Source organism: Streptomyces sp. NPDC014861 (assembly GCF_043081625.1).
Taxonomy (GTDB): Bacteria; Actinomycetota; Actinomycetes; order Streptomycetales; family Streptomycetaceae; genus Streptomyces.
In genome coordinates, this window is the sequence record NZ_JBIBWV010000014.1 from 122,510 (window position 1) to 147,058 (window position 24,549).

Here is a 24,549-nt window from a genome sequence, read left to right on the forward strand (position 1 = left end):
TCCTCCCATGACGCAAACCGTGTCGGTCGTCATACCGGCCTACAACTCCGCACGCACCCTCGACGCCTGCCTCGGCTCCGTGTACGCCCAGACCCACCCCGTCCACGAGGTCATCGTCGTCGACGACGGCTCCACCGACGCCACCGCCGAGATCGCCCGCCGCCACCCCTGCACCCTCCTCGGCGACGGCGCCAACCGGGGCGTCTCCGCCGCCCGCAACACGGGCATCGCCGCCGCCACCGGGGACGTCCTCTTCTTCCTCGACTCCGACGAGGCCCTCACCCCCGGCTCCGTCGAAGCGGCCCTGGAGATCCTCCGCGCCGACCCCGCCTGCGGCTGCGTACACGGTGTCATCGCCCCCGAACCGCTCGTCGACGACGGACCCGTCGAGTGGTACAAGACCCTCCACGCCTACTGGTGGCGGGCCCGCGGCGCCGGAGTCGTCGAGACCGCCTTCTTCGCCCAGGCGGCCGTCCCCCGCGAGGTCTTCGACCGCGTCGGCGGCTTCGACGAGTCGCTGCGGGACTCCGAGGACCTGGAGTTCAGCGACCGGCTCGCCCCGCACTACCGGATCGTCCTCACCGAGCGGGTCATGGCCCACCACGACGAGGAGCACCGGCTCGGCCCGCTCCTCGCCGAGACCTACCGGCGGGCCCTCCTCCTCGTCCCCGCCCTGCGCTCCGCGAAGGCCGGCGGCCGCACCAACCTCACCGCCAACACCCCCGCCTCCGTCCTCGCCGCCGCCCTCCTCCTCGGCTCCCCGGTCCTCGGCGCGCTCCTCGCCCTCCTCGGCGCGCCCGGCGCCTGGCCCGCCCTGCCGGCCGCCACCGGACTCCTCGCCTTCTGCGCCGCCAACGCCGGGCTCGTCCGCTTCGCCGCCCGCCGCCGGGGCCTCGCCTTCGCCCCCTTCTTCACCGCCGTCCACCTCGCCTGCCACGCCGCCCTCCTCGCGGGGGCCGCGGTCGGGGCCGTCCGGGGCGCGCCCGCCCCCACGACCCCGGCGACGCACGCCGCGGCGAAGGCGGGCACCCCGTGATCGACCGCATCCGCCGCTGGCTCACCCCCGTGGTGGTGGTCGCCGCCCTCGTCGGCGTCTTCCTCCTCGTCAAGGACCAGGGCGCCGAGGCCGCCCGCGCCTTCGTCCGCGCCGACGCCGTCCCGCTGCTCGCCGCCTCCGTCCTCGCCAACATCGCCGGACTCGTCCTCGCCGTCCACGCCTGGCGCGTCCTCATCCCCGGCGACCACCCGATCCGGGGCCTGCTCGCCGCCAAGATCTACTTCCTCGGGCAGCTCAGCAAGTACGTGCCCGGCCGCGTCTGGGGCGTCCTCACCCACATCGCCCACGGCCGCGCGGCCGGCGTCCCCGGCGCCCGCATGACCTCGGCGTACGTGCTCAGCCTCGCCCTCACCCTGCTCACCGGCGCCGCCGTCGGTCTCGCCGCCGCGCCCGCCGCGCTGCCCGGCCACTGGTACTGGCTCTGCCCGCCGGTCCTCGTCTTCCTCGCCGGGGTCGTCCGGCCCGCGATCATCACCCGCCCGGTCACCTGGCTCACCCGGCTCGCCCGCAGGCCCGTCGACCCGCCGCCGGACGCCGCCGTCCGCCGGGCCGTCCTCCTCGCGCTCGCCTCCTGGACGGCCTCCGGCCTCCACCTGTGGTTCCTGCTCCTCGCGATCGGCGCGCCCCCGTGGTCCGGGCTCGGCGCGGCCGTCGGCGGCTTCGCCCTGGCCACCGTGGTCAGCAGCCTCGCCGTGATCGTCCCCGACGGCTGGGGCGTCCGGGAGCTCACCCTCACCGCCGCCCTCGCCACCGTCCTGCCCGGCGGCCTCGCCGCCGCCGCGGCCCTCGCCAGCCGCCTGGTCTGTGTCCTCGCCGAACTCGGCAGCTCGGCGGTGGTCCTGGCCTGGTCCCGGCTCCGCGGAATCCCCGACGCCCCGCCCGCCGCGCCCCCCACGGAGCCGCCCCACCGGCCCGACACCCCCGCGGCACGGGCCCCCCACGCCCCCGCCCCGGCCGGCACCCCCCTCCCCGAGTACGCCGCCGTCCCCCACGCCCACCCGTACTGCCTCACCACCCCGATCGGAGAGAACGCCCATGTACACCCTTGACGAAGCCGAGCGGTTCGACATCGACCAGGTCCACGACCTCTACCGCCGCTACGTGAACAAGAGCCAGGTCTCCCTCATGACCTCCTTCGGCTTCGGCCGCGAGCTGGTCAGGAGCGCCGAGGGGGCCCACCTCACCCTCACCGACGGCCGCCGCGTCCTCGACCTCACCGGCGGGGTCGGCGTCCTCAACCACGGCCACAACCACCCCCGCATCCTCGCCGCCCGCGAACGCTTCGCCCGCGACAGGCGGATGGAGGTCCACAAGACCTACTTCTCGCCCTACCTCGCCGCCCTCGGCCACAACCTCGCCGAGATCCTCCCCGGCGACCTCAACATGGCCTTCCTGCCCAACTCCGGCGCCGAGGCCGTCGAAGGCGCCGTCAAGCTCGCCCACAAGTTCCACAACGGCAAGCGCCACACCGTCCTGCGCGCCGACTGCGCCTTCCACGGCAAGCTCCTCGGCTCCGGCGGACTCACCGGCCAGGCCCAGTTCGGCTTCCCCACCATCCCCGGCATCGACACCTTCCGCTACAACGACCTCGACTCCGTCCGCCGCGCGGTCGCCGCCCACAAGGGCGACGTCTACGCCCTGCTCATCGAGCCCTTCAGCGCCTCCACCATCCAGGAGTGCTCCGAGGAGTTCCTGCGCGGACTGCGCGAGATCTGCGACCGCGAGAAGATCATCCTGATCTTCGACGAGATCTACACCGGCTGGGGCAAGACCGGCTCCCTCTTCCACTTCATGCGCTACCCCGGCCTCCTCCCGGACGTGCTCACCACCTCCAAGTCCTTCGGCGGCGGCAAGTCCTCCATCTCCGCCTACATCGCCCGCGAGCCGGTCTTCCGCAAGGTGTACGACAACCTCGGCGACGCGCTGATGAACTCCACCTCCACCACCTACTACGGCTTCGGCGAGGAGTGCGCCACCGCTCTCGAAGCCGTCAACATCGCCGTCGAGGACGACTACCCGGCCCGCGCCCGCGCCCTCGGCGCCGTCCTCCAGCCCGGCCTGGAGCGGCTCGCCAAGCAGTACCCCGACGAGATCGGCCGCGTCGCCGGAGCCGGCGCCCTCTGGGGCGTCTTCATCGAGGGCGGCCCGAAGATCCTCGACCTGGTCGCCAAGCTCGCCCCCGGCGGCATGGCCCGCGACCCCCGCTTCAAGACCAAGCTCGTGACCTGCGCCGTCATCAACGCGCTCTACCAGGACCACGACATCTACACGTACTACACGCTCAACGGGCTCAACCCGCTGATCATCGGCCCCTCCCTCGTCACCGAACCCGAGGAGGCCGAGCGCGTGGTCGACGCCCTCGACGACGTCCTCTCCCGCGGCCTCACCGGCCTCGTCGCCCGTTTCATCAAGCAGAAGGTGAGCTCCCAGTGGTGATCACGATCACCGGCGCGGCCGGCATGCTCGGCTCCCGGCTGGCCGAACGACTCCTCGCCGAAGGCCACGAGGTGCGCGGGGTCGACCTGCGCCCCGGCCCCGGTGTCGTCCTCACCGGCGACATCCGCGACCGCGAGCTGATGGACCGGGCCCTCGACGGCGCCGACGTCCTCGTGCACGCCGCCGCCGCCCTGCCCAGCTACCCCGACGAGCAGATCCGCTCGATCATCGTCGGCGGCACCCGGAACGTCTTCGCCGCCGCGGCGGCGGCCGGCACCCCCCGGGTCGTCCACATCTCCTCGACCGCCGTCTACGGCCTGCCGACCATCGTGCCGACCCCCGAGGAGTACCCGCGCGAACCCGTCGACACCTACAGTCGCGCCAAGGCCGCCGCCGAGGAGATCGCCGAGCGGTACCGGGCCGAGGGCATGTGCGTGCCGATCCTCCGCCCCAAGACCTTCGTCGGCCCCGGCCGCATGGGCCTCTTCTCGATGCTCTTCGAATGGGCCGAGGAGGGCCGCAACTTCCCCGTCCTCGGCAAGGGGAACGTCAAGATCCAGATGTTCGCCGTCGACGACCTCGTCGACGCCGTCGTCACCGTCATCCACGCCGAGGACGACATCGCCAACGACACCTACAACCTCGCCGCCGCCGAGTTCGGCACCCTCCGCGAGGACTTCCAGGCTGTCCTCGACGCGGCCGGCCACGGCAAGCGGGTCGTCGGCCTCCCCGCCCGGCCCGCGCTCGCCCTGCTCAGCGTCCTCCAGCGACTCAAGCTCTCCCCGGTGTACGGGCGCCTGCTCCACAAGCTCATGGACGACTCGTACGTCAGCATCGACAAGGCCAAGGCCCGCCTCGGCTTCACCCCGCGCCACTCCAACGCCGACGCCGTGCTGCGCACCTACGACTGGTGGCGCACCGCCCGGCACACCGCCCCGGCGGCGGGCGCGACCGGACGCACCAGCCGAGACCCGTGGAAGCAAGGCCTGCTGTCCACCGCGAAGATCTTCTTCTGAAGGGCCGTGCGATGAACCAGCTCACCCGCACCACACCGCACCGGACCGCGGCGGCCGTCTCCGAGCCCGCCGAACCCTCCGCCCTCCCGCAGGCCGGCGCCGCGGACCCCGCGCCCACTCCCGCGCCGGCGCCCGCCCCCGCGAACGGCTCCGGGGCCGACCCCGAACCGGCCGTCCCGCACACCCCGACCGTTCCGCCCGATCCCTCGGCACGCGGCCGGCGCGGCCTGCCCGCCCCGCTCGCCCTCCTCCGCCCCGGACAGTGGCCGAAGAACCTCCTGGTCGTCCCGCTCGCCCTGCTCGACGGCGGCTGGAGCGGCGGCGGCGCGGCCCGTGTCGGCCTCGCCCTCGGCGCCTTCATCCTCGCCTCCTCGCTCGTCTACGTCCTCAACGACATCGCGGACGTCGAACGCGACAAGCGGCACCCGGTCAAGCGCCACCGCCCGCTCGCCTCCGGCCGGATGAGCATCCCGGCGGCCTGGGCGACGGCCGCCGCCCTCGCCGCCCTGCTCGTCCCCGCGCTCTACCCGCTCGGCCCCGGCGGCGCCCTCGTCGTCGGCGCCTACCTCGCGGTGAACGGCGCCTACAGCTGGAAGCTCAAGCACGTCCCGCTCATCGACGTCTTCGTCGTCGCCACGGGTTTCGTGCTCCGCCTCCTCGGCGGGTACGAGGCCACCGGCCGGCCCGCCGGGATGTGGCTCGTCCTCACCGTCCTCGCCTTCTGCCTGGTCCTCATCCTCGGCAAACGGCGCCACGAGCTGAGCGTCTCCGGCACCGGCCACCGCCCCGCCCTCGTCGGCTACTCGGCACACTTCCTCGACCTCGTCCTGGTCCTGTGCTCCGCCCTCGCCGTCGTCGGCTACCTGCTCTACCTGCGCACCGAGTCCGGCTTCGGCCCCTACGCCCTGCTCACCGTGGTCTGCGCGCTGCTCGCCCTCTTCCGCTACCTCCAGGTCGTGGTCGTCGACGGCGGCGGCGGCGAACCGGTCAAGACCCTGCTGCGGGACCGCGTGATGCTCGTCAACGCGGGCGTGTGGGGCGCCCTGCTCCTGCCCCAGCTCGCCGTCTGACCCCGCCGACCCCGCACCCCGCGCCTTCCGCGAACCCCTCCCGCCCACAAACCGCCGAGGAAGCCCCGATGTCCGCACCCCTCGTCTCCGTCGTCGTCCCCATGTACAACGACCGCCGCACGGTCGACCTCTGCCTGCGCTCCGTCCTGGCCCAGACCCACCCGAACATCGAGGTGATCGTCGTCGACGACGCCAGCACCGACGGCTGCGCCGAGATCGCCGCCACCCACCCCGTCCAGCTGGTCCGCGTCACCGAGAACGGCGGCCCCGGCGCCTCCCGCAACGAGGGCGTCCGCCGTGCCCGCGGTGAGATCGTCTTCTTCCTGGACGCCGACCTCACCATGCACCCCGAGGCGGTCGCCGAGGCCGTCGCGCTCTTCGACGAGCATCCGGAGTACGGGGCCGTGTTCGGCGTCCCCGACAAGGAACCCCTCTTCCCCGAGCCGCTCGTCGGCCAGTACCGCATCCTCCAGTACCACTACTGGCGCAAGAGCGCCGAGGGCGACGTGAGCGGCGGCTTCTACGCGCTCGGCGCGGTCCGCAGACCGGCGTTCATGGAGGCCGGCTGGTTCAACACGGCGCTGCGCCAGACCGAGGAGATCGACCACGCGGAGCGGCTCGCCGCCCGGTGGCCGATGCTGCTCACCTCGCGGATCCGGGGACGGCTCTCCGACGAGAGCCGGATGAAGCCGCTGCTGCGCAAGGCGTTCGTCCGCAGCCGGCTGCGGGTGCCGTTCTACTTCGACCGGGGCCGGGCCATGCAGGGCATGGAGACCGGCGGCCGGGCCGCCGCCTCCGCCCTCGGCGGGCTCGCCGTCGCCGCCCTGCCGCTCGCCGCCGTCTGGCCCGCCGCCGCCCTGCCGGTCTCGGCGGCGGCCCTCGCCGGCTCGGTCCTGGCCGACTTCGGCCAGTACCGCTTCGTCGCCAGGGAGCGCGGCCTCGCCTTCACGGCCTTCTTCACCGGCGCCCACCTGCTGGTCAACACCGCCGTGGTCGCCGGCCTGGCCACCGGACTCGCCCAGTACGCGACCAGCGGCCGCTTCCGCCGCATGTACGAGCCGCGCGAGGCGCTGGCATGAGCGGCGCGCCCACCCCGCTCCGTACACCCGGAGAGGCCGGAGGAGCCGGAGCGGCCGAACCGTCCGGAGGGGCGGGGAGGCCAGGAGCGGCCGAACCGTCCGGAGCGGCCGAACCGCCCGGAGGGGCCGAGTCGTCCGGAGCGGCCGAACCGTCCGGAGCGGCCGGGACCTCCGCCGCCGCCGGCCAGGACCGGGCCGCGACGTCCGTCACGCGCCCGGAGCCGGGCCGGCCCGGCCGGATCCGGCGGATCGCCCGGGGGACACGCCTCTGGTACGGGCGGGCCGTCGTCACCGCCGCCGTCCTCTGGCTGGTCTACGCCGTCGTGCGGTGGCTGGTCAGCGGTCGCTGGCACTGGTCGATCATGCTGGACGTCGTCCCCCCGCTGATCCTCCTCGGCACCCCGCTCCTGCTGCTGGTGGCCGCCGCCGCGGCCTGCGGGCGCCGCCGCCCGGTCGCCGCCGCCGTCGCCGGCGCGGCCCTCATCCTCGCCCTGGTCACCGGGTCGGGGCTCAACTGGCCCGCGCTCTGGCGCGAGCCGGGCCCCGTACCGGCCGGCGCCCTGCGGGTGGTCTCGCTCAACACCCAGTACTGGGCGATGGCGACCGGCTCCGACCGGCTGATCGCCCTGCTCCGCAGCCGGAACGCCGACGTGTACCTGCTCCAGGAGCACGTCGGCTGGACCCCCGGCCTCGGCGAGGGGGGCTACTGGCCGCTCGAGGACGACGCCGAACTGCGCCGCGCCTTCCCCGGCTACCACATCGCCCGCCGGGGCGAGCTGCTCACCCTCTCCCGCTTCCCGATCGTCGCGCAGAGCCCGGTGGGACCCGGCCCGGCGCTCACCTTCGGCGAGCCGCCCGACTTCGGGCAGGTGTTCGCGCGGGAGAAGGTGCTCCGCACCGACCTCGCGGTCGGCGGCCGGGTGCTGAGCACGTACAACGTGCACATCACCGTGCCGCTCGCCCTCGACAACCTCAACCCCTTCACCGACTTCGACCACGACAGCTATCTGCGCCGCAAGCACGCCTGGCGGCAGGCCGAGTTCGAGGCCCTGGAGCGGGACGTGGCCGGCAACACCCACCCGGCCGTGATCGCGGGGGACTTCAACGCCACGGCCGCCATGCGCCCCCTCGACGAGCTGCGGCGGGTGGCCCGGGACGCCACCCCGGCGAACCCCTCCTTCCTGCCGCTGAGCTGGAAGTTCGCCTCGCTGGGGGAGTTCGGGGAGGACGAGTTGTTCAACCGCGACCTGCCGTTCTTCCGGGTCGACTGGGCCTTCACCAAGGGCGACACGACCCTCCACCGCTACGACTTCCTGCCCACCGACGGGATCTCGGAGCACCGGATGCAGGAGCTGAGGCTCTCGCTGTGACGGCCCCCGCCCGTCCGGTCACGCCGAGAGGCACTCCATCCGCTCGCCCAGCAGGATCGACCGCTCCAGGGCGCTGAGCTGCGAGCCCGGCTCGATGCCCAGCTCGTCGACGAGGGTCATCCGGATCCGCCGGTAGGCGGCGAGCGCCTCGGCGGTCCGCCCGGACCGGTGCAGGGCGAGCATCAGCTGGCCGTGCAGCTGCTCCCGGAAGGGATGGGCGACGGTCAGCGCGATCAGCTCCCCGATCACGTCCGCGTGCCGGCCGAGCGCCAGCTCCAGGCGCAGCTTCTCCTCCGTGGCCCGGATCCGCAGCTCCTCCAGCCGCAGCACCCCCGGTTCGAGCGCGGGGGTGCTCTCTCCGGCGAGGACGGGGCCCGTCCACAGGGCGAGCGCGTTGCGCAGCTCCAGGACGGCCTCGGCGCGCCGGCCGTTCTCGGCGAGGTCCTTGGCGCGGGCGGTGCGGGCCTCGAAGACCGCGGAGTCGAGCTGGTCGGGCCCGATCCGCAGCCGGTAGCCGTACGACAGGGTCTCGATCGCCTCGGGCGAGCCGGCGGAGGCCAGGGCGCGGCGGAGCGCGGAGACGCAGATGCGGATCTGGGTGCGGGCGCTGGCCGGGGGCCGCGGTCCCCAGACGGCCTCGACCAGGGTCTCGGCGGAGACGGCCCAGTCGGGTTCGAGGGCGAGGGCGGCCAGGACGGTCCGGGCGCGCCGGCCGCCGAGGGGCACCGCTCTGGTGTCGACGGTGGCCCGCAGCGGGCCGAGCACATGGAGGAACACGGCGAAGTCTCCCCGTTCGTTTCTCGGTCAGGTGGTCCGGGTGGTCGCGGCAGGGGTGCTCAGAGGAGGCGGCAGTCGGCCACCGTGTAGCCGCGGAGTTCGGGCGGGTCGGCGGAGAGCATGCGCCGGCAGATGTCGAGGGCCCGTCCGATGGCGTCGAGTTCGTCGGGGCAGTCGACGCAGAGGGCGATCCGGACGGAGCCGCCGGCGACGAGGGCGCGGGTGGTCTCGACGGGGTCGGTGGGGTGCACGGCCTGCCGCAGGGTGTGCAGGACGCCGCTGGAGGTGGGCGGGGCAGTGTCCGCCACGATGGGTGCGGACAGCGAGATGCCGATGAGGTAGATGGCCGGATCCGAGTGGTGCGGGCCGGTCAGCCCCAGGAGAAGCCGTCGCCGGAGGCGGTAGGGGTCGGCGTGGGGGCGGCGGCCGGAGCGGGAGCCGTGGCGGCGGCCGGGGCGCCGGCGGCCGGGGGAGCGGTCTCGGCGGCGGCGAACAGGCCGGCGGCGACGGCGAGCGGGGCGAGGGCGGTGACGAGGGCGCGGCGGGCGGACGTGGGCATGGCGGAGGACCTCCGGTGGGAGCGGTTCGCGGGATGTGTGTCGTTACGCCCCTCGGTGGGGCTCTTTCGACGTGTTCCAGCTTGCTCGGCCGGGGTCGGGTCTGTCAGTGGCTCAGGGGTGGCATCAACCGACCGGGCGCTTGGCGCCAGCTCGGTACCGCCGTGTCCGCACGGCTCCGACCTGATGTTTCGCGGGTGGTGTCACGTTCCTGCCGGACTGAAGGTGCAAGGCGGTAGCCGGCCTTCCGCGAGGCCGCGGAAAGAGGAGGAGGGGCCCGCCGGATCGGCGGGCCCCTCCTCCTCTTTGTCGGTGTCGTCCTCCGGCGCTCAGCCGTTGGGCCGCTGGAGCCGCGCGACGAACTTGTAGCGGTCGCCGCGGTAGACGGAACGCACCCACTCGACCGGTTCGCCCTGGGCGTCCAGGGAGTGGCGGGAGAGCATCAGCATCGGCAGGCCGACGTCGGTGCCGAGCAGTCCGGCCTCGCGGGGGGTGGCGAGCGAGGTCTCGATGGTCTCCTCGGCCTCGGCGAGGTGCACGTCGTAGACCTCGGCCAGGGCGGTGTAGAGCGAGGTGTACTTGACCAGCGAACGGCGCAGCGCGGGGAAGCGCTTGGCCGAGAGGTGGGTGGTCTCGATCGCCATCGGCTCGCCGTTCGCCAGCCGGAGGCGCTCGATGCGGAGCACCCGGCCGCCGGCCGTGATGTCGAGCAGCCCGGCGAGGGTGTCGTCGGCGGTCACGTAGCCGAGGTCGAGGAGCTGCGAGGTGGGTTCGAGGCCCTGCGCGCGCATGTCCTCGGTGTACGAGGTGAGTTGGAGCGACTGGGAGACCTTCGGCTTCGCGACGAAGGTGCCCTTGCCCTGGATGCGCTCCAGCCGGCCCTCGACGACCAGTTCCTGGAGGGCCTGGCGCACCGTGGTGCGCGAGGTGTCGAACTCGGCCGCGAGCGTGCGCTCCGGCGGCACGGGGGTGCCCGGCGGAAGGGTCTCCGTCATGTCGAGGAGGTGCCTCTTCAGCCGGTAGTACTTGGGCACGCGCGCGGTGCGGGTGCCCGCCCCGCCCTCTGTCTCCGTGCTGCCCGCCTCCGTGGCCATGGCCTGCCTTCCCGACTGTGCTGCTGCCGTCACCGGCTCCTCCGTCTGTCGCGGCTCACATGGTGGCACGGACCGGTCACGGGTCGTCGGCCTCCCTCAGGTGTCGGTCCGATAACGGACGCGACTGCCCTTCTTATACACCCTTGACACCCCCAAAGGTCTAGGCCAAGCTCCGGGTACTGGTCTAAACCATTAAAGACCAGGTCCCAGCCCCACGAGCACTACCTGACGTATGTCTTCGCGCGGTGGGCAGGGGTTGCAGGCATCCCTGAGGAGGGTGGCGTGAAGCGCAAGCTCATCGCGGCGATCGGCGTCGCGGGCATGATGGTCTCTATCGCTGCGTGTGGTTCCGACAGCGGTGACAAGAACAAGGACAAGGCCGAGGGCGGCAACAAGTCGCTCACCGTCTGGGTCATGGACGGTTCCGCTCCCAAGGAGTGGATCGACGGTGTCAACAAGGAGTTCGAGGCCGCCCACCCCGGCGTCAAGGTCAAGGTCGAGGTCCAGCAGTGGACCGACATCCAGACCAAGGTCACCACGGCCCTCTCCGAGGACACCCCGCCGGACGTCCTGGAGCTCGGCAACACCCAGACCACGGGTTACGCCGTCTCCGGCGGTCTGGCCGACCTCTCCGGCGACAAGGAGAAGCTCGGCTACAACAACTGGAGCAAGGGCATGCTGCCCTCGGCCGAGCTGGACGGCAAGCTCTACGCCGCTCCGTGGTGGGCCGCCAGCCGCGTCGTGATCTACGACAAGGCCGCGTACAAGAAGGCCGGCGTCACGCCGCCGAAGACCCGCACCGAGTGGGTCGAGGGTCTCAAGAAGCTCAAGGCCGCCGACGCCAAGTCGCAGCCCATCTACCTGCCCGGCCAGAGCTGGTACGTCCTCGCCGGCTTCCTGTGGGACGAGGGCGGCGAGCTCGCGGTCAAGGACGGCGACAAGTGGAAGGGTGGCCTGGCCACCCCGCAGGCCGCCGCCGCGATGAACTTCTACAAGGAGCTGCAGTCCTACTCGACCGCTCCGAAGGACAAGGACGAGGCCACCCCGCAGCAGTCCGTGGACGTCGTTCCCAAGGGCGGCGTCGCGTCCTGGATCGGTCTCGGCTGGGAGGCCGGCGGCGCGATCGCCGCCATCGAGAAGGCCGGCAAGAAGTCCGACTTCGGCTACTTCCCGATCCCGGGCAAGACGGCCGACAAGCCGGGCTCCGTCTTCTTCGGCGGCTCGAACCTCGCCGTCGCCGAGCGCTCCCAGAACCAGGAGCTCGCGAAGGAGTGGCTGGCCTTCGTCACCAACAAGAAGCAGCTGGAGTCGTACGGCACCGCCAACAAGGGCGGCATCATCCCCGTCGACACGTCCGCGCAGGTCACCCCTGAGGCCGGCTCCTTCGCCGAGGCCATGGTCAAGGTCGCCGAGGTCGGTCGCATCACCCCGATCACGGGCGGCTGGGCCAACGTCGAGACCGAGCCCAACCCGATCAAGGGCTACATGACCAAGGTCCTGAAGGGCGAGGACCCGCAGAAGGCCGGCGAAGAGGCCGACAAGGTCATCGCCGAGCGCATCAACGAGAAGTAATCCCACCCCGGTGGCGTGGCCGGCTTCCCCCGGCCACGCCACCAGGGCGTTGCAGTGATTGCGGCCCGCTCCCCCGGGCCGTGCCCCGGTGGGCGCGGGAGCCCCAGAACCGCGAGGAAGAAGACCATGACCGTGGACTCCCAGGGGACGGCGACCGCCGGTTCCCAGGACGCGCCCGGGAGGGCGGCAGGGAAGTCGCAGACTCCGCCACCCCCTTCCGGCGCGAAGGAATCCCTTCAGCCCTCGCGCGGCAGGCGTTCGCTGCCCGGTGGGCTACTGCCGTACCTGCTCGTCACGCCCGCCCTGCTGTCCATGGCGGTGCTGCTGCTCTACCCGCTCGTCAGCAACCTGATCCTCTCCTTCCAGTCGGTCAACCGGCGTGAACTGATCCGCCGAGAGACCCCCTGGGTCGGCTTCGACAACTACACGGAGCTGCTGAGCGACCCCGACTTCTGGACCGTCGTCCTCCGCTCGGTCCTCTTCACCGCCGCCAACGTCGCCCTGATCATGGCGATCGGCACCGGCATCGGCCTGCTCCTCAACCGCCTCGGCAAGAAGATGCGGCTGGTGCTCTCCCTGGCGCTCGCCTTCGCCTGGGCCATGCCCATCGTCGCCTCCGTCACCATCTTCCGGTGGCTCTTCGACGAGCAGTACGGCGTCGCCAACTGGCTGATGCGCACGCTCGGCTTCTCCGGCTACGAGCAGCACAACTGGTTCGAGACCAGCTTCTCCACCTTCGTGATCATCACGGCGCTCGTCGTCTGGGGCTCCGTCCCCTTCGTCGCCCTCAACATGTACGCCGGCCTCACCACCGTGGGCTCCGAGCTGTACGAGGCGGCCCGCATGGACGGCGCGAGCGGCTGGCGGACCTTCTGGGCCGTGGTCTTCCCGAACCTCAAGCCCTTCTTCATGATCACCACCTTCCTGGAGATCATCTGGGTCTTCAAGGCGTTCACCCAGGTCTACGCCATGAACCAGGGCGGCCCCGACCGCGCCTCCGAGACCCTCCCCGTCTTCGCGTACATCGAAGGCATGAGCCAGCAGCACTACGGCGTCGCGGCGGCCATCTCGATCCTCACCATCGTGATGCTCCTCGTGGCCATGTCCTTCTACTTCCGCCTGATCCTGAAGCAGGAGGACGAGCAGTGAGCACCACCGCACAGACCCCCCAGGCGCGGACCCCGCAGAAGCTCCGCACCCGCAAGCCGCTGACCGTCGGCACCGTGGCGAAGAACGCCGCCGCGATCGTCCTCTCGGTGATCTTCGTCTTCCCGGTCTACTGGATGTTCTCGTCCTCGCTGAAGCCGCAGAGCGAGATCCTGACCAAGGACCCGGTCTTCTTCTTCACGCCGACCTTCGAGAACTACTCGACGGCCACCGGGGTCGACCTCTTCTGGACGTACGTCACCAACAGCCTGATCGTCACGGTCGGCGCCGTCGTCCTGGCCCTGCTCGTCGCCCTCGCCGCGAGCTTCGCGATCGCCCGCATGAAGTTCAAGGGCCGCAAGGGCATCGTCCTCATCGTCATGATGGCGCAGATGGCCCCCTGGGAGGTCATGGTCATCGCGATGTACATGATCGCCCGTGACAACTCGATGCTGAACAGCATCCCGCTGCTCACCGCGATCTACTTCGTGATGGTCCTGCCCTTCACCATCTGGACCCTGCGCGGCTTCATCGCCGCCGTTCCGGTCGAGCTGGAGGAGGCGGCCCAGATCGACGGCTGCACCCGCGGCCAGGCCTTCCGCAAGGTCATCTTCCCGCTGCTCGCCCCGGGCCTGATGTCCACCTCGCTCTTCGGCTTCATCACGGCCTGGAACGAGTTCGCCATGGTCCTCGTGCTCAACAAGGACAAGACGAACCAGACCCTGACGCTCTGGCTCACCCAGTTCCAGACCGCGTTCGGCGACGACTGGGGCGCCACCATGGCCGCCTCGACGCTCTTCGCCCTGCCCGTGCTCATCGTGTTCCTCTTCCTCCAGCGCAAGGCCGTCGGCGGCATGACCGCCGGCGCGGTGAAGGGATAACGGCGCCCCATGACCACACTCCTGCACGGCTCGGACACCCTGACCCGTGACGCGCTCACGGTGCTCCAGCCCGGCTTCGTCGGCACCACCGCCCCCGACTGGCTGCTCCGCCGGATCGGCGAGGGCCTGTCGTCGGTCGGCCTCTTCGGCCGGAACGTCGTCAGCCCCGACCAGCTCGCCCGCCTCACCGCCCAGCTCCGGGCCGAGCGGGACGACGTCCTCGTCGCCATCGACGAGGAGGGCGGCGACGTCACCCGTCTGGAGGTCAACGACGGCTCGTCCTTCCCGGGCAACTACGCCCTGGGCCGGGTCGACGACGTCGAGCTGACCCGGGCCGTCGCCCGCGAGCTCGGCCGCCGGCTGATCGCCTGCGGCATCGACCTCAACTGGGCCCCCTCGGCCGACGTGAACTCCAACGCCGAGAACCCCGTCATCGGCGTCCGCTCCTTCGGACCGGACCCGGATCTGGTCGCCCGCCACACCGTGGCGTACGTCGACGGCCTCCAGGCGGTCGGGGTCGCGGCCTGCACCAAGCACTTCCCCGGACACGGCGACACCAACGTCGACTCGCACGACGCGCTGCCCCGGATCGATGTGGACCTCGCCACACTGCACGCCCGTGAGCTGGTGCCTTTCCGCGCGGCCATCGCCGCGGGTACCAAAGCCGTCATGAGCGCGCATATCCTGCTTCCCGCGCTCGACACCGAACGTCCGGCCACCCTGAGCCCGCAGATCCTCACCGGTCTGCTCCGCCAGGAGCTGGGCTTCGACGGTCTGATCGTCACCGACGGCATGGAGATGCAGGCCGTCGCGGCGACCTACGGCATCGAGCGCGGGTCCGTCCTCGCGATCGCCGCGGGCGCCGACGCCATCTGTGTCGGTGGCGGGCTGTGCGACGAGGACACCGTGCTGCGGCTGCGCGACGCGCTGGTCGAAGCGGTACGGAGCGGTGAACTGCCCGAGGAGCGGCTGGCCGACGCCGCGGCGCGCGTGCGCGCCCTGGCGGCCTGGACCCAGGCGCACCGGGCGAGGGGGGCCGGCTCGGTGCCGGGCGCGGCAGTGCAGGAGGGGACCGCGCCCGGTGCCGACATCGGACTGGTGGCGGCCCGCCGCGCCCTGCGGATCACCAAGGGCGCCGAGCTCTACACCCCGGTGTCGAGCGCTCCGTTCGTCGCCTCGTTCACCCCGGTCGCCAACTTCGCGGTCGGCGACGAGACCCCGTGGGGCGTCGCCGCCGAGCTGGACCGGCTGCTGCCGGGCACGGAGTCCGGTTCCTTCGACGCCGAGGCCACGGTGGAGTCCGTGCTCGCGGCGGCGGGGGAGCGGCGGATCGTCGCGGTCGTCCGTGACCTGCACCGGCACCCGTGGATGACCGCGGCCCTCGACGGCCTGGTCGCCGTCCGCCCGGACACCGTGGTCGTCGAGATGGGGCTCAACGAGGCCGAGCCGCGCGGGGCCCTGCACATCGCGACCCACGGCGCCGCCCGGGTCTGCGGCCGGGCCGCAGCGGAGGCCGTGGTCGGCACCGGCGTCTGACGCCCGGAGGAGTACGTGAGAGGGGCCCGGCACCTGGGAACAGGTGCCGGGCCCCTCTCGCGTGCGCCCCGGCGGGGATCAGATGCCCTGCCAGGAGGGCTTGTTCGCGTAGGTGTGGCGGAAGTAGTCCGCGAGCTTCAGCTTGGAGGCGGCGGCCTCGTCCACGACCACGGTGGCGTGCCGGTGCAGCTGGAGCGCGGAGGCCGGCACGAGCGCGGCGACCGGGCCCTCGACGGTCTGCGCCACGGCCTCCGCCTTGCCCTCGCCGGTGGCGAGCAGCACCAGGTGGCGGGCCTCCAGGATGGTGCCGATGCCCTGGGTGATGACGTGGTGCGGGACCTGCTCGATGTCGTTGTCGAAGAAGCGGGCGTTGTCCACCCGGGTCTGCTCGGTCAGCGTCTTGATCCGGGTGCGGGAGGCGAGCGAGGAGCAGGGCTCGTTGAAGCCGATGTGCCCGTCGGTGCCGATGCCGAGGATCTGGAGGTCGACGCCGCCGGCGTCGACCAGCGCCTTGTCGTACGCCTCGCAGGCGGCCTGGACGTCCTCGGCGGAGCCGTCGGGGCCCATGAAGTGGTCCTCGGGGAGGCCGAGCGGCTCCACGACCTGGCGCAGGACGGTCGAGCGGTACGACTCCGGGTGCCCGGCCGGCAGGCCGACGTACTCGTCCAGCTGGGCGATGCGCGCCCGGGAGGCGTCCACGGAGCCGGCCCGGACCTGGGCGGTCAGGGCGTCGTAGATCGGGATCGGGGTCGAGCCCGTGGCCACGCCGAGCAGCGCGTCGGGCTTGCGGCGCAGGAGGTCGGCGATGCCGTCCGCGATGAGCTCTCCGCCCGCCTTGGCGTCCTTGACGATGACAACTTCCACGCTGTGCCTGCCGATCTGGTGAGGGGCTGGGGAGGGGCCATGTGGTATAGACCAATCAAAGTCCCAATCTAGCAGAGTGAGGCCCGTCTCCCCATGCCGTTCCGCACCCCGGACGGCCCGCGCCGCCCGGCCCCTCTCCATGGTCGACCGCCCCCGCCCCACCAGCCACCCGGGCCACCCCGCCCCTCCTCCGCCCGCCCCGCCCCACCCCCTCATGGCCCCGGTCCGGCCCCTCCTCGCCCGGGGGGGGGGGGGCCGCCCCTTCCTCGCCCCCCGGCCCCCTCCTCCGCCCGGGCCGCCCGCTCCTCCCGCTCCTCCCCGCCCCACTTCGGCCCCTCTTCGATCCCTCTTCGGTCCCCCTTCGGTCCCTTCCGCGCCCGGGGCCAGCTCAGGCCAGGGAGCCTCCCGTGGCGTCGATCCAGGCCCCCGTCACCCAGCGGGCCTCGTCCGAGGCGAGGAACGCCACCACGTCGGCTATGTCCGCCGGACTCCCGACCCCGCCGAGCGCCGAGTGCGCCGCCGCCCCGGCCCACGCCTCCTCGCTGCCGCGCAGCCATCCGGCGTTGACGTCCGTGTCCACGATCCCGGGCGCCACCGAGTTGACCGTGATCCCGCGCCCGCCGAGCAGCTTCGAGAGGTCGCGGGTGAAGACGTCCAGGGCCGCCTTCGACATGGAGTAGGCGATCAGGTCCGGCATCAGCGCCGTCCTGCTCAGCCCGGTCGACACGTTGACGATCCGGCCACCGTCCCGCAGTCGCTCCGCGCCCAGCCGCGCGAGGAAGAACGGCGCCTTCGTGTTCACCGCGAAGACCCGGTCGAACTCCTCCTCGTCGATCGCCCCGAAGGGGCGCGAGGCCGCGATGCCGGCGTTGTTCACCAGGATGTCCAGCCCGTCCGCCCGCGCGTCGAAGGCGGCCCAGAGCGCCGCGGCGTCCCCCGGCACCCCCAGCTCCTGCCCGATCGCGAACGCCTCGCCGCCCGCGGCCTCGATCGCCGCGACCGTCTCCTTCGCCGCGGCCTCGTTGCTCCCGTAGTGCACCGCGACCCGTGCGCCGTCCCGGCCGAGCCGCTCGGCGATCCCCCGCCCGATGCCCCGGCTCGCGCCCGTGACCAGTGCCGTCTTCCCCGTGAGCACGCCCATGGCGACGCCCCCCTCATTTCCTAGTGGTCGTTACAGAAAAACCGTACCCCATGATCCCTAACGCGCGCTATAGAATTCACCCCATGGCGACGAAACAGCGCGGCCGCCCCCGCTCCTTCGACCGGCCCACGGCCCTGGAGCAGGCGACGATGGCCTTCTGGGAGCGGGGCTACGAGACCACCTCCGTCTCCGACCTGACCCGGGTCATGGGCATCAGCGCCCCGAGCCTCTACGCGGCCTTCGGTGACAAGCGGACGCTCTTCGAGGAGGTCGTGGCGGAGTACGCGCTCTCGCACGGAGCCTTCGGCGCCCGGGCCTTCGCGGAGGAGCCGACGGCCCGCGCCGGCGTCGCGCGGATGCTCCGCGAGGCCGCCCTCCACTTCACGGAGCCCGGCCATCCCCGCGGCTGCCTGGTGATCTCGGCGGCGATCAACTGCTCCACCCCCGAGGTGGAGGAGTCCCTGCGGGCCCGGCGGAACGCCAACCTGGCCGGCATCGAGGACCGGATCCGCCAGGACGTGGAGTCCGGGGAGCTGCCCGCCGCCACCGACCCCCGCGTGCTGGCGCGCCTGAGCGGAGCGGTGCTCCAGGGCATGTCCCAGCAGGCCCGCGACGGGGCGACGGCGGAGGAGCTGACGGCGGTGGCGGAGGCGGCGATGCTCGCCTGGCCCCCGTCCTGACGGCGCGGGCTCCGCGAACCGGCCTCAGAACGACCGCGGGCCGCGGCGCCTGGCGGGACCCTCAACCCGCCCGGCACCGCAGCCCGGGTGTGCCCGGCCGGGGGTGTGCGGACCCTCGGCCGTGAAGGGAGGTCTCGGCGCAGTCAGGGCAGAGAGCGCCGGGTACCTCGTCCATCCTCCTGTGCGGGGAGGATGGAGGCTGTGTGGAGTTCGATGCGTCCATTGTGGACTAGACCATTCTTGTCTGTCCATCCACCTGAACGCGGTGTTTCCGGGCCCATCCTCCAACACGCGGCCCCGAAGAGCCAGGTTCACCAGCCGTTAATTCCGCGGGTACGCTCGCACCGTGCCCTCCATGAACGACCTCGTCCGCCAGCACACCGCCCTGAGCGACTCCGACCTGGAGTGGCTCCACCTGCTGGTGTCGGAGTGGCAGCTGCTCTCCGACCTCTCCTTCGCCGACCTCGTCCTGTGGGTCCCCACCCTCGACGGCACCCGGTACGTCTCCGTCGCCCAGATGCGGCCGAACACCGGCCCCACCTCCTACCAGGACGACATGGTCGGCCACCTCGTCCCGCGAGGCCGCCGTCCGCTCCTGGACGCGGCCCTGGACGAGGGCCGGATCGTCCGCGAGGGCGACCCCGAGTGGCGCGAGGAGGTCCCGGTCCGGGTCGAGTCCATCCCGGTGCGCCGCGAGGGCCGGGTCCTCGGTGTGATCGCCCGCAACACCAACCTGCTGACCGTCCGCACCCCCTCCCGGCTGGAGCTCACCTACCTCCAGTCGGCCTCCGACCTCGCCCAGATGATCGCCGCCGGCTCCTTCCCCTACCCCGGCGAGCAGTCCGACATGGACTCCCTGCCGCGGGCCGGAGACGGGCTGGTCCGCCTGGACGCCGACGGCATGGTCCAGTACGCCTCGCCCAACGCGCTCTCCGCGTACCACCGGCTCGGCCTCGCAGCCGATCTGGTCGGCCAGCACCTCGGCCAGATCACCGCCGAACTGGCCCCCTCCCGAGGCCCGGTGGACGAGGCGCTGGTCAAGCTCGCCTCCGGCTACGCCCCGAGGAACTTCGAGGTGGAGGGCAGCGGCGGGGTCATCCAGCTGCGGGCCATCCCGCTCAAGCCCAAGGGGAGCCGGATCGGCTCCCTGGTCCTGCTCCGGGACGTCACCGAACTGCGCCGCCGCGAGCGTGAGTTGATCACCAAGGACGCCACCATCCGGGAGATCCACCACCGGGTGAAGAACAACCTCCAGACGGTGGCCGCCCTGTTGCGCCTCCAGGCCCGCCGGATGGACTCCGACCGGGGGCGCGAGGCGCTCAACGAGGCGGTCCGGCGCGTCGGTTCGATCGCCATCGTCCATGAGACGCTGTCCCAGAACCTGGATGAGCGGGTCGAGTTCGACGAGATCGCCGACCGGGTCATCGCGATGGTCGCCGAGATCTCACCGGGCAAGGTCACCTGCCGGCGCAACGGCCGCTTCGGCATCCTGGACGCGGAGGTCGCCACCCCGCTCTCCATGGTCCTCACCGAGATCCTCCAGAACGCCCTGGAGCACGCCTTCGCCCCCGGTGAGCACGGCACGGTGGAGGTCAGCGCGGTCCGCGGCGAGCCCCGACCGGACGCCCGGCTCCTCATCACCGTGCGGGACGACGGCCGCGGCCTGCCCGAGGGCTTCGACCCGCAGAAGGCCGGCAACCTCGGCCTCCAGATCGTACGGACCCTGATGGAAGGGGAGTTGGGCGGCACGTTCGACATGCGGCCCGGCGGTGAGGGCGGCACCAAGGTGGTCCTGGACATCCCGGTGCGCCCGCAGAAGTGAGCCCGTCCCCGTGATGACGTGACCCCGCGATCACACGAACCGTCATCACGGGGATCCTTGTCGACAGGCGTTCCGTGACCACGGACAGCAGCGAGCCCCGGACCGAAGTGAATCGGTCCGGGGCTCGAATGCTGTGGGTTACTGCTGCACTGCTTTACTGCTCTGCGCGCTGCGGCTCGGGGGGCGGTGATTGCGTACACGGTGTACGCGCCGCCTCAGCCTCAGGCTGTGCAGGTGGCTCAGGCGCTGGCGTTGCGCGCCCGGTTGCGGGCGGCACGGCGCTTCATCGCGCGGCGCTCGTCCTCGCTGAGGCCACCCCAGACGCCGGAGTCCTGGCCGGACTCGAGCGCCCACTGCAGGCACTGCTCCATGACGGGGCAGCGGCGGCAGACGGCCTTGGCTTCCTCGATCTGCAGCAGCGCAGGACCGGTGTTGCCGATGGGGAAGAACAGCTCGGGGTCTTCCTCACGACAAACGGCGTTGTGACGCCAGTCCATGGCTGCTACCTCTCTTGGTTATTACGTGCAAGTTGCTTGTGAATGTGAACGCTTTCACGAATCCCTCAACAAGTGAAGGGCCGACTGCCGGATGAACCGGTGTGGTCCTTGGTTTGAGGAGGGGTTCTGGCTTTCAGTGGAGGCCGGTCTTGCGGGCCGTCCCGATCGCCAAGAAGAGACTCGCAAACCTCGGCAGCGGATACAACCCCTTCCGGAAAGTTTTTTTTGATTCCTCGGTGTCGGCTAGGTCACAGCCGTACTTCTAAGGGGTGGATGCGCGCCTAAACGTTCGAGTGCAAGGACTTTCGGCCCTTCCACTCACACAATCACACGCAGTGCACGGCGTACGCCTGTGAACGTCACGCTCGTACGCAGCCCCAGGTGGTCTCCGTCCATCTGGAGGGGGAGGGGCGCCTTCGAATGCAAGGTGAAGTCGGTCAGGTCATGGAGAGTCGTGGCGTGCCTGCCCCGAGGCCCCCGTTCGGGGGTGGAAGTCAGCAGCTGAGTGGCGTACCGGGCCACCGCCGGCGTCGACAGGCGGCTCAGTCCGAGCACGTCGAGCGCGGTCTCGAAGGACGCCTCCGGGGACGCGTACACCGGGCGATTGCCCAGGTAGGTCCAGGGGGAGGTGTTGCAGATTATGGAGAGGACCAGATCCTGCACCGGCTCGGCGCCGGGCCGCTCCAGGGTGATCGTCCCGTGCCGCCGGTTCGGCTCCTCCAGGAACTGGCGGAACACCTGGCGCAGATAGAGCGCGTGGGTGGACCGCTTCCCCCGCTCGCGCTGCTGTTCGACCCGGCCGATCACGCTCGCGTCGAAACCGAGGCCGGCGCAGAAGGTGAACCAGCGTTCCGGCACCTCCTCGTCCGGCGTCCCCGGGGTTCCCGACGCGAGCCCGAGGCTCACCGTCCGGGCTCTCCGCTCGCGGAGCGCGTCCAGCAGGGCGCCGGTCGCCTCCACGGCGTCGTTCGGCAGCCCCAGCGCGCGGGCGAAGACATTGGTCGAACCGCCCGGCACCACCGCCAGGCCCGGCAGCCGCTCGGGATCGGGGCCGTGGTGCAGCAGTCCGTTCACGACCTCGTTCACCGTGCCGTCGCCGCCGAGGGCCACGACCAGGTCGATCTCCCCCGACTCGGCCGCCCTCCGGCCGAGGTCCCGGGCGTGCCCGCGGTACTCGGTGGAGACGGCCTCCAGCTTCATCTCGCTGGCCAGCGCGTGGATCAGCACGTCACGGGTGCGGGCACTGGTGGTGGTGGCTGCCGGGTTGACCACGAGAAGTGCGCGCATGACCGCCAGCGTACCTACCCGGAAGTACCGATCCCACTCCCGCCCGATCCCCGGACACCTCCGCCCGAGCCCGGCCAGGGTCCCGGCCCCGGCTCCCCGGCCGCCCCCGTTACGCTGCCTCTCATGAGCAGTGCGGAGCAGAGCAGTACGGAGCAGAACGGCACGGAGCGGGCCCCCCGCCCGAACCGGCTGGCCGCCGCGGCGGGCGTGGCCCTGGTCGAGGCCGTCGGGCTCCTCGCCGGCGGTGCCTACGTGCTGGTGCGGACGCTCCTCGACGGGGACGCCGACCTCACCGGTGGGGTGACCGGCGGTGTGACACTGCTCGCACTCGGCCTGATCCCGCTCGCCGCCGCCCTCGGCCTGTGGCGGATGCGCTCCTGGAGCCGCGGCCCCGCCGTGATCACCCAGATCCTCGCCCTGCCGGTCGCCTGGCAGATGCTCCAGACCGACGGCGTGATCCCCTACGGGATCGTCCTCGCCGTCCTCGCCGTGACCGGGCTCGTCATGCTGGTCAACCCGGCCACGACCGAGGCGCTCGGCATCCGGCGCCCCGGCCGGGAGAGCTGACCTCACTCCTCCACGAGGAGCTTCTCCCGCAGCTGCGCCAGGGTCCTGGCCAGCAGCCGGGAGACGTGCATCTGCGAGATGCCGACCTCCTGCGCGATCTGCGACTGGGTCATGTTCCCGAAGAACCGCAGCAGCAGGATCCGCTTCTCCCGCGGCGGCAGGTCCTCCAGGAGGGGCTTGAGCGACTCCCGGTACTCGACCCCCTCCAGGGCCTCGTCCTCCGCGCCCAGCGTGTCCGCGACCGCCGGGGACTCGTCGTCCGTGTCCGGAACGTCCAGGGAGAGCGTCGAGTAGGCGTTCGCCGACTCCAGGCCCTCCAGGACCTCCTCCTCGGAGATCCCCAGCCGCTCGGCCAGCTCGTGCACGGTCGGTGACCGCCCGTGCTGCTGCGACAGCTCCGCCGTGGCGGTCGTCAGCGACAGCCGCAGCTCCTGGAGCCGGCGCGGCACCCGGACCGCCCAGCCCTTGTCGCGGAAGTGCCGCTTGATCTCGCCGACCACCGTGGGCGTCGCGTACGTGGAGAACTCCACGCCCCGCTCCGGGTCGAACCGGTCCACCGACTTGATCAGGCCGATCGTCGCCACCTGCGTCAGGTCGTCCAGCGGCTCGCCGCGGTTGCGGAAGCGCCGCGCCAGGTGCTCGACCAGCGGCAGGTGCATCCGCACCAGCCGGTTGCGCAGCTCGGCCTTCTCCGGGGAGCCCTCCGGCAGCGACCGCAGCTCCACGAAGAGCGCGCGGGCGCCGCTGCGGTCCTGCGGGTGAGGCCCGCGGGTCACGCCGTCGCTCCCGCCGTCGCCCTCCGCCGTGGCCCCGGCGGACGCCTCGGCCTCAGGCGCCTCAGGCGCTTCGGGCACCTCGGAGGCATCGGGGGCCACGGTGCTCCCGGCCGGTGCCGGTGCCGGTGTCTGCGCCTGTACCTGCGCCTGTACCTGTGCCGGGGGAGCCTCGTCCTGCTGCTCGTGCTCGCTCATCTGGTCCGCCTGCTGCTCCGTAGCGACCTCGTGCGGCCCTGCCGCCTGCTGACCGGGGATGCCGGCCGTCGCGTCCCCGCTCCTCACGCCGGGCCTGGCCCCGCGCCGCGCTGTTTGTACAGGCTGATCGAGACCGTGTTGTCCTCCGCGACCGAGGACTCCACCTTCCCGGCCAGTGCCGACAGCACCGTCCAGGCGAAGGTGTCGCGCTCGGGGGCGCGGCCGTCCGTCGTCGGTGCGGACACGGTCACGTCGAGGGAGTCGTCCACCAGCCGGAAGACGCAGCTCAGGACCGAGCCGGGCACCGCCTGCTGGAGCAGGATCGCGCAGGCCTCGTCCACCGCGATCCGCAAGTCCTCGATCTCGTCGAGGGTGAAGTCCAAACGCGCCGCGAGGCCGGCCGTGGCCGTACGCAGCACGGACAGATAGGCACCCGCAGCGGGCAGCCGGACTTCCACGAAGTCCTGGGTCCCGGGCTCGCCTGCGATCTGGGACACCCTCACCTCCAAGGTGGCACAAGCTCATTCGGGGCCCGGGGGAAGGCCCCCGGACCGGGCGGCTCACGCAGGGGCTGCGCGGTCCGCCGTGACGCTATCGCGATCCATCCTGCCGTGTCGCCGCAAGCCCCCGGGCCCCCGATCAGGTCCGTCACTCATGGTAGGCCCATGGGTGCGGACGGTGGCCAGGGGTGTGCGGGGGTGAAAAAAGCGGCGACCGGCGGAGGGGTGACGTACCCAGCGGCTCCCCGCTCGAACCGCCCCGCCCCCAAAGGGTCGCCCGGCTCAGACCAGCGCCTCGTCCACGAAGCACCAGCGCCACGCCTCGCCCGGCTCGAAGGTCCGCATCACCGCGTGCCCGGTCGCGTCGAAGTGCCCGGTCGCGTGCCGGCCCGGCGAGGAGTCGCAGCAGCCCACGTGCCCGCAGGTCAGGCAGAGCCGGAGCTGCACCGGGTTGGTGCCGTCGGCCAGGCACTCGGGGCAGGTCCGGTGGAGCGGGGCCGGCTCGGGGCGCGGCATTTCTGCTACGTGCGGGCACTCGATCATGATGGCCAGGGTACGTGGCGGAAGCCCCGGACCGGCCGGTCCCGACCGGGCGCCCCGCCCGGGGGCGCGGTCGGGACCGGCGGACC

25 protein-coding genes are annotated in these 24,549 nt (G+C 72.1%); 14 read left to right on the top strand and 11 right to left on the bottom strand.

What is annotated here, in order from left to right; genetic code table 11:
• The first annotated feature begins 7 nt into the window (after positions 1–7).
• The 7 genes from ACF1BN_RS25265 (at position 8) to ACF1BN_RS25295 (ending at position 8,028) form a co-directional block, all read left to right on the top strand.
• Entirely contained in the window at positions 8–1,036 is a 1,029-nt protein-coding gene (locus ACF1BN_RS25265) for a glycosyltransferase family 2 protein (protein WP_392333869.1), read from the top strand.
• The gene (locus ACF1BN_RS25270; protein WP_392333870.1) at positions 1,033–2,106 is read left to right on the top strand and encodes a lysylphosphatidylglycerol synthase domain-containing protein; all 1,074 of its coding nucleotides are present in this window, start codon (positions 1,033–1,035) and stop codon (positions 2,104–2,106) included. Before ACF1BN_RS25265 ends, ACF1BN_RS25270 begins: the two co-directional genes overlap by 4 nt.
• Positions 2,093–3,493, top strand: a complete 1,401-nt coding sequence (locus tag ACF1BN_RS25275; protein ID WP_376598943.1) for an aspartate aminotransferase family protein — start codon at positions 2,093–2,095, stop codon at positions 3,491–3,493. The genes ACF1BN_RS25270 and ACF1BN_RS25275 overlap by 14 nt, the downstream gene beginning before the upstream one ends.
• The gene (locus tag ACF1BN_RS25280; protein ID WP_392333871.1) at positions 3,487–4,509 is read left to right on the top strand and encodes an NAD-dependent epimerase/dehydratase family protein; all 1,023 of its coding nucleotides are present in this window, start codon (positions 3,487–3,489) and stop codon (positions 4,507–4,509) included. Before ACF1BN_RS25275 ends, ACF1BN_RS25280 begins: the two co-directional genes overlap by 7 nt.
• An 11-nt stretch (positions 4,510–4,520) precedes the next feature.
• The gene (locus tag ACF1BN_RS25285) at positions 4,521–5,579 is read left to right on the top strand and encodes a UbiA prenyltransferase family protein (protein ID WP_392333872.1); all 1,059 of its coding nucleotides are present in this window, start codon (positions 4,521–4,523) and stop codon (positions 5,577–5,579) included.
• A gap of 68 nt (positions 5,580–5,647) precedes the next feature.
• The gene (locus tag ACF1BN_RS25290) at positions 5,648–6,658 is read left to right on the top strand and encodes a glycosyltransferase family 2 protein (protein WP_392333873.1); all 1,011 of its coding nucleotides are present in this window, start codon (positions 5,648–5,650) and stop codon (positions 6,656–6,658) included.
• On the top strand, positions 6,655–8,028 hold the full coding sequence (locus tag ACF1BN_RS25295; protein ID WP_392333874.1) for an endonuclease/exonuclease/phosphatase family protein: 1,374 nt from the start codon (positions 6,655–6,657) through the stop codon (positions 8,026–8,028). Before ACF1BN_RS25290 ends, ACF1BN_RS25295 begins: the two co-directional genes overlap by 4 nt.
• An 18-nt stretch (positions 8,029–8,046) precedes the next feature.
• Here ACF1BN_RS25295 and ACF1BN_RS25300 read toward each other — a convergent pair whose 3' ends face one another.
• The 4 genes from ACF1BN_RS25300 to ACF1BN_RS25315 all read right to left on the bottom strand — a co-directional run bounded on the left by ACF1BN_RS25300 (position 8,047) and on the right by ACF1BN_RS25315 (position 10,456).
• Positions 8,047–8,805: a BTAD domain-containing putative transcriptional regulator gene (locus ACF1BN_RS25300; protein ID WP_392333875.1), complete on the bottom strand. Its 759-nt coding sequence runs from the start codon at positions 8,803–8,805 to the stop codon at positions 8,047–8,049.
• 59 nt (positions 8,806–8,864) lie between these two features.
• A complete protein-coding gene (locus ACF1BN_RS25305; RefSeq protein WP_392333876.1) occupies positions 8,865–9,113 on the bottom strand; it encodes a hypothetical protein in 249 nt (82 codons plus the stop codon).
• A 62-nt stretch (positions 9,114–9,175) separates the two neighbouring features.
• Positions 9,176–9,364, bottom strand: coding sequence for a hypothetical protein (locus ACF1BN_RS25310; RefSeq protein WP_392333877.1), 189 nt, complete (start codon positions 9,362–9,364; stop codon positions 9,176–9,178).
• 327 nt (positions 9,365–9,691) lie between these two features.
• The gene (locus ACF1BN_RS25315) at positions 9,692–10,456 is read right to left on the bottom strand and encodes a GntR family transcriptional regulator (RefSeq protein ID WP_392333919.1); all 765 of its coding nucleotides are present in this window, start codon (positions 10,454–10,456) and stop codon (positions 9,692–9,694) included.
• A gap of 282 nt (positions 10,457–10,738) precedes the next feature.
• On the opposite strand from ACF1BN_RS25315, the gene ACF1BN_RS25320 reads away from it, so the two are divergent.
• The 4 genes from ACF1BN_RS25320 to ACF1BN_RS25335 all read left to right on the top strand — a co-directional run bounded on the left by ACF1BN_RS25320 (position 10,739) and on the right by ACF1BN_RS25335 (position 15,591).
• Positions 10,739–12,028, top strand: coding sequence for an extracellular solute-binding protein (locus ACF1BN_RS25320; protein WP_392333878.1), 1,290 nt, complete (start codon positions 10,739–10,741; stop codon positions 12,026–12,028).
• A gap of 126 nt (positions 12,029–12,154) precedes the next feature.
• Positions 12,155–13,177: a carbohydrate ABC transporter permease gene (locus ACF1BN_RS25325; protein ID WP_392333879.1), complete on the top strand. Its 1,023-nt coding sequence runs from the start codon at positions 12,155–12,157 to the stop codon at positions 13,175–13,177.
• A gap of 59 nt (positions 13,178–13,236) precedes the next feature.
• Positions 13,237–14,055, top strand: a complete 819-nt coding sequence (locus ACF1BN_RS25330) for a carbohydrate ABC transporter permease (protein ID WP_392333920.1) — start codon at positions 13,237–13,239, stop codon at positions 14,053–14,055.
• A 9-nt stretch (positions 14,056–14,064) separates the two neighbouring features.
• Complete coding sequence (locus tag ACF1BN_RS25335) at positions 14,065–15,591, top strand: glycoside hydrolase family 3 protein (RefSeq protein WP_392333880.1); 1,527 nt, start codon at positions 14,065–14,067, stop codon at positions 15,589–15,591.
• A 78-nt stretch (positions 15,592–15,669) separates the two neighbouring features.
• On the opposite strand, the gene nagB is transcribed toward ACF1BN_RS25335, so the two are convergent.
• Both nagB and ACF1BN_RS25345 read right to left on the bottom strand, forming a co-directional pair.
• Positions 15,670–16,455 (bottom strand): glucosamine-6-phosphate deaminase, encoded by a 786-nt coding sequence (gene nagB / locus ACF1BN_RS25340; RefSeq protein ID WP_392333881.1) that lies wholly within the window; start codon positions 16,453–16,455, stop codon positions 15,670–15,672.
• Between the two features lie 388 nt (positions 16,456–16,843).
• A complete protein-coding gene (locus tag ACF1BN_RS25345) occupies positions 16,844–17,596 on the bottom strand; it encodes an SDR family oxidoreductase (RefSeq protein ID WP_392333882.1) in 753 nt (250 codons plus the stop codon).
• 83 nt (positions 17,597–17,679) lie between these two features.
• Here ACF1BN_RS25345 and ACF1BN_RS25350 point away from each other — a divergent pair, with 83 nt between their 5' ends.
• Positions 17,680–18,276: a TetR/AcrR family transcriptional regulator gene (locus tag ACF1BN_RS25350; protein WP_392333883.1), complete on the top strand. Its 597-nt coding sequence runs from the start codon at positions 17,680–17,682 to the stop codon at positions 18,274–18,276.
• A gap of 355 nt (positions 18,277–18,631) precedes the next feature.
• On the top strand, positions 18,632–20,098 hold the full coding sequence (locus ACF1BN_RS25355) for a sensor histidine kinase (protein ID WP_392333921.1): 1,467 nt from the start codon (positions 18,632–18,634) through the stop codon (positions 20,096–20,098).
• Positions 20,099–20,337: 239 nt separating this feature from the next.
• Here the strand turns inward: ACF1BN_RS25355 and ACF1BN_RS25360 are convergent, their stop codons facing one another.
• Both ACF1BN_RS25360 and ACF1BN_RS25365 read right to left on the bottom strand, forming a co-directional pair.
• Positions 20,338–20,595 (bottom strand): WhiB family transcriptional regulator, encoded by a 258-nt coding sequence (locus tag ACF1BN_RS25360; protein ID WP_003953983.1) that lies wholly within the window; start codon positions 20,593–20,595, stop codon positions 20,338–20,340.
• Positions 20,596–20,913: 318 nt separating this feature from the next.
• On the bottom strand, positions 20,914–21,882 hold the full coding sequence (locus tag ACF1BN_RS25365; protein ID WP_392333884.1) for a diacylglycerol/lipid kinase family protein: 969 nt from the start codon (positions 21,880–21,882) through the stop codon (positions 20,914–20,916).
• 123 nt (positions 21,883–22,005) lie between these two features.
• On the opposite strand from ACF1BN_RS25365, the gene ACF1BN_RS25370 reads away from it, so the two are divergent.
• Positions 22,006–22,449 (top strand): hypothetical protein, encoded by a 444-nt coding sequence (locus tag ACF1BN_RS25370; protein ID WP_392333885.1) that lies wholly within the window; start codon positions 22,006–22,008, stop codon positions 22,447–22,449.
• 2 nt (positions 22,450–22,451) lie between these two features.
• Here ACF1BN_RS25370 and ACF1BN_RS25375 read toward each other — a convergent pair whose 3' ends face one another.
• The 3 genes from ACF1BN_RS25375 to ACF1BN_RS25385 form a co-directional block, all read right to left on the bottom strand.
• Entirely contained in the window at positions 22,452–23,420 is a 969-nt protein-coding gene (locus tag ACF1BN_RS25375; RefSeq protein ID WP_392333886.1) for an RNA polymerase sigma factor SigF, read from the bottom strand.
• Between the two features lie 83 nt (positions 23,421–23,503).
• Positions 23,504–23,917 (bottom strand): anti-sigma regulatory factor, encoded by a 414-nt coding sequence (locus ACF1BN_RS25380; RefSeq protein ID WP_030492700.1) that lies wholly within the window; start codon positions 23,915–23,917, stop codon positions 23,504–23,506.
• A gap of 285 nt (positions 23,918–24,202) precedes the next feature.
• A complete protein-coding gene (locus ACF1BN_RS25385) occupies positions 24,203–24,463 on the bottom strand; it encodes a UBP-type zinc finger domain-containing protein (RefSeq protein WP_392333887.1) in 261 nt (86 codons plus the stop codon).
• Positions 24,464–24,549: the final 86 nt, after the last annotated feature.

Coding starts and splice junctions, on each gene's coding strand:
- ACF1BN_RS25265 (WP_392333869.1), top strand. CDS start 8: ATGACGCAAACCGTGTCGGTCGTCATACCGGCCTACAACTCCGCACGC.
- ACF1BN_RS25275 (WP_376598943.1), top strand. CDS start 2,093: ATGTACACCCTTGACGAAGCCGAGCGGTTCGACATCGACCAGGTCCAC.
- ACF1BN_RS25285 (WP_392333872.1), top strand. CDS start 4,521: ATGAACCAGCTCACCCGCACCACACCGCACCGGACCGCGGCGGCCGTC.
- ACF1BN_RS25290 (WP_392333873.1), top strand. CDS start 5,648: ATGTCCGCACCCCTCGTCTCCGTCGTCGTCCCCATGTACAACGACCGC.
- ACF1BN_RS25295 (WP_392333874.1), top strand. CDS start 6,655: ATGAGCGGCGCGCCCACCCCGCTCCGTACACCCGGAGAGGCCGGAGGA.
- ACF1BN_RS25310 (WP_392333877.1), bottom strand. CDS start 9,364: ATGCCCACGTCCGCCCGCCGCGCCCTCGTCACCGCCCTCGCCCCGCTC.
- ACF1BN_RS25315 (WP_392333919.1), bottom strand. CDS start 10,456: ATGGCCACGGAGGCGGGCAGCACGGAGACAGAGGGCGGGGCGGGCACC.
- ACF1BN_RS25325 (WP_392333879.1), top strand. CDS start 12,155: ATGACCGTGGACTCCCAGGGGACGGCGACCGCCGGTTCCCAGGACGCG.
- ACF1BN_RS25335 (WP_392333880.1), top strand. CDS start 14,065: ATGACCACACTCCTGCACGGCTCGGACACCCTGACCCGTGACGCGCTC.
- ACF1BN_RS25345 (WP_392333882.1), bottom strand. CDS start 17,596: ATGGGCGTGCTCACGGGGAAGACGGCACTGGTCACGGGCGCGAGCCGG.
- ACF1BN_RS25350 (WP_392333883.1), top strand. CDS start 17,680: ATGGCGACGAAACAGCGCGGCCGCCCCCGCTCCTTCGACCGGCCCACG.
- ACF1BN_RS25355 (WP_392333921.1), top strand. CDS start 18,632: ATGAACGACCTCGTCCGCCAGCACACCGCCCTGAGCGACTCCGACCTG.
- ACF1BN_RS25360 (WP_003953983.1), bottom strand. CDS start 20,595: ATGGACTGGCGTCACAACGCCGTTTGTCGTGAGGAAGACCCCGAGCTG.
- ACF1BN_RS25365 (WP_392333884.1), bottom strand. CDS start 21,882: ATGCGCGCACTTCTCGTGGTCAACCCGGCAGCCACCACCACCAGTGCC.
- ACF1BN_RS25370 (WP_392333885.1), top strand. CDS start 22,006: ATGAGCAGTGCGGAGCAGAGCAGTACGGAGCAGAACGGCACGGAGCGG.
- ACF1BN_RS25375 (WP_392333886.1), bottom strand. CDS start 23,420: ATGAGCGAGCACGAGCAGCAGGACGAGGCTCCCCCGGCACAGGTACAG.
- ACF1BN_RS25385 (WP_392333887.1), bottom strand. CDS start 24,463: ATGATCGAGTGCCCGCACGTAGCAGAAATGCCGCGCCCCGAGCCGGCC.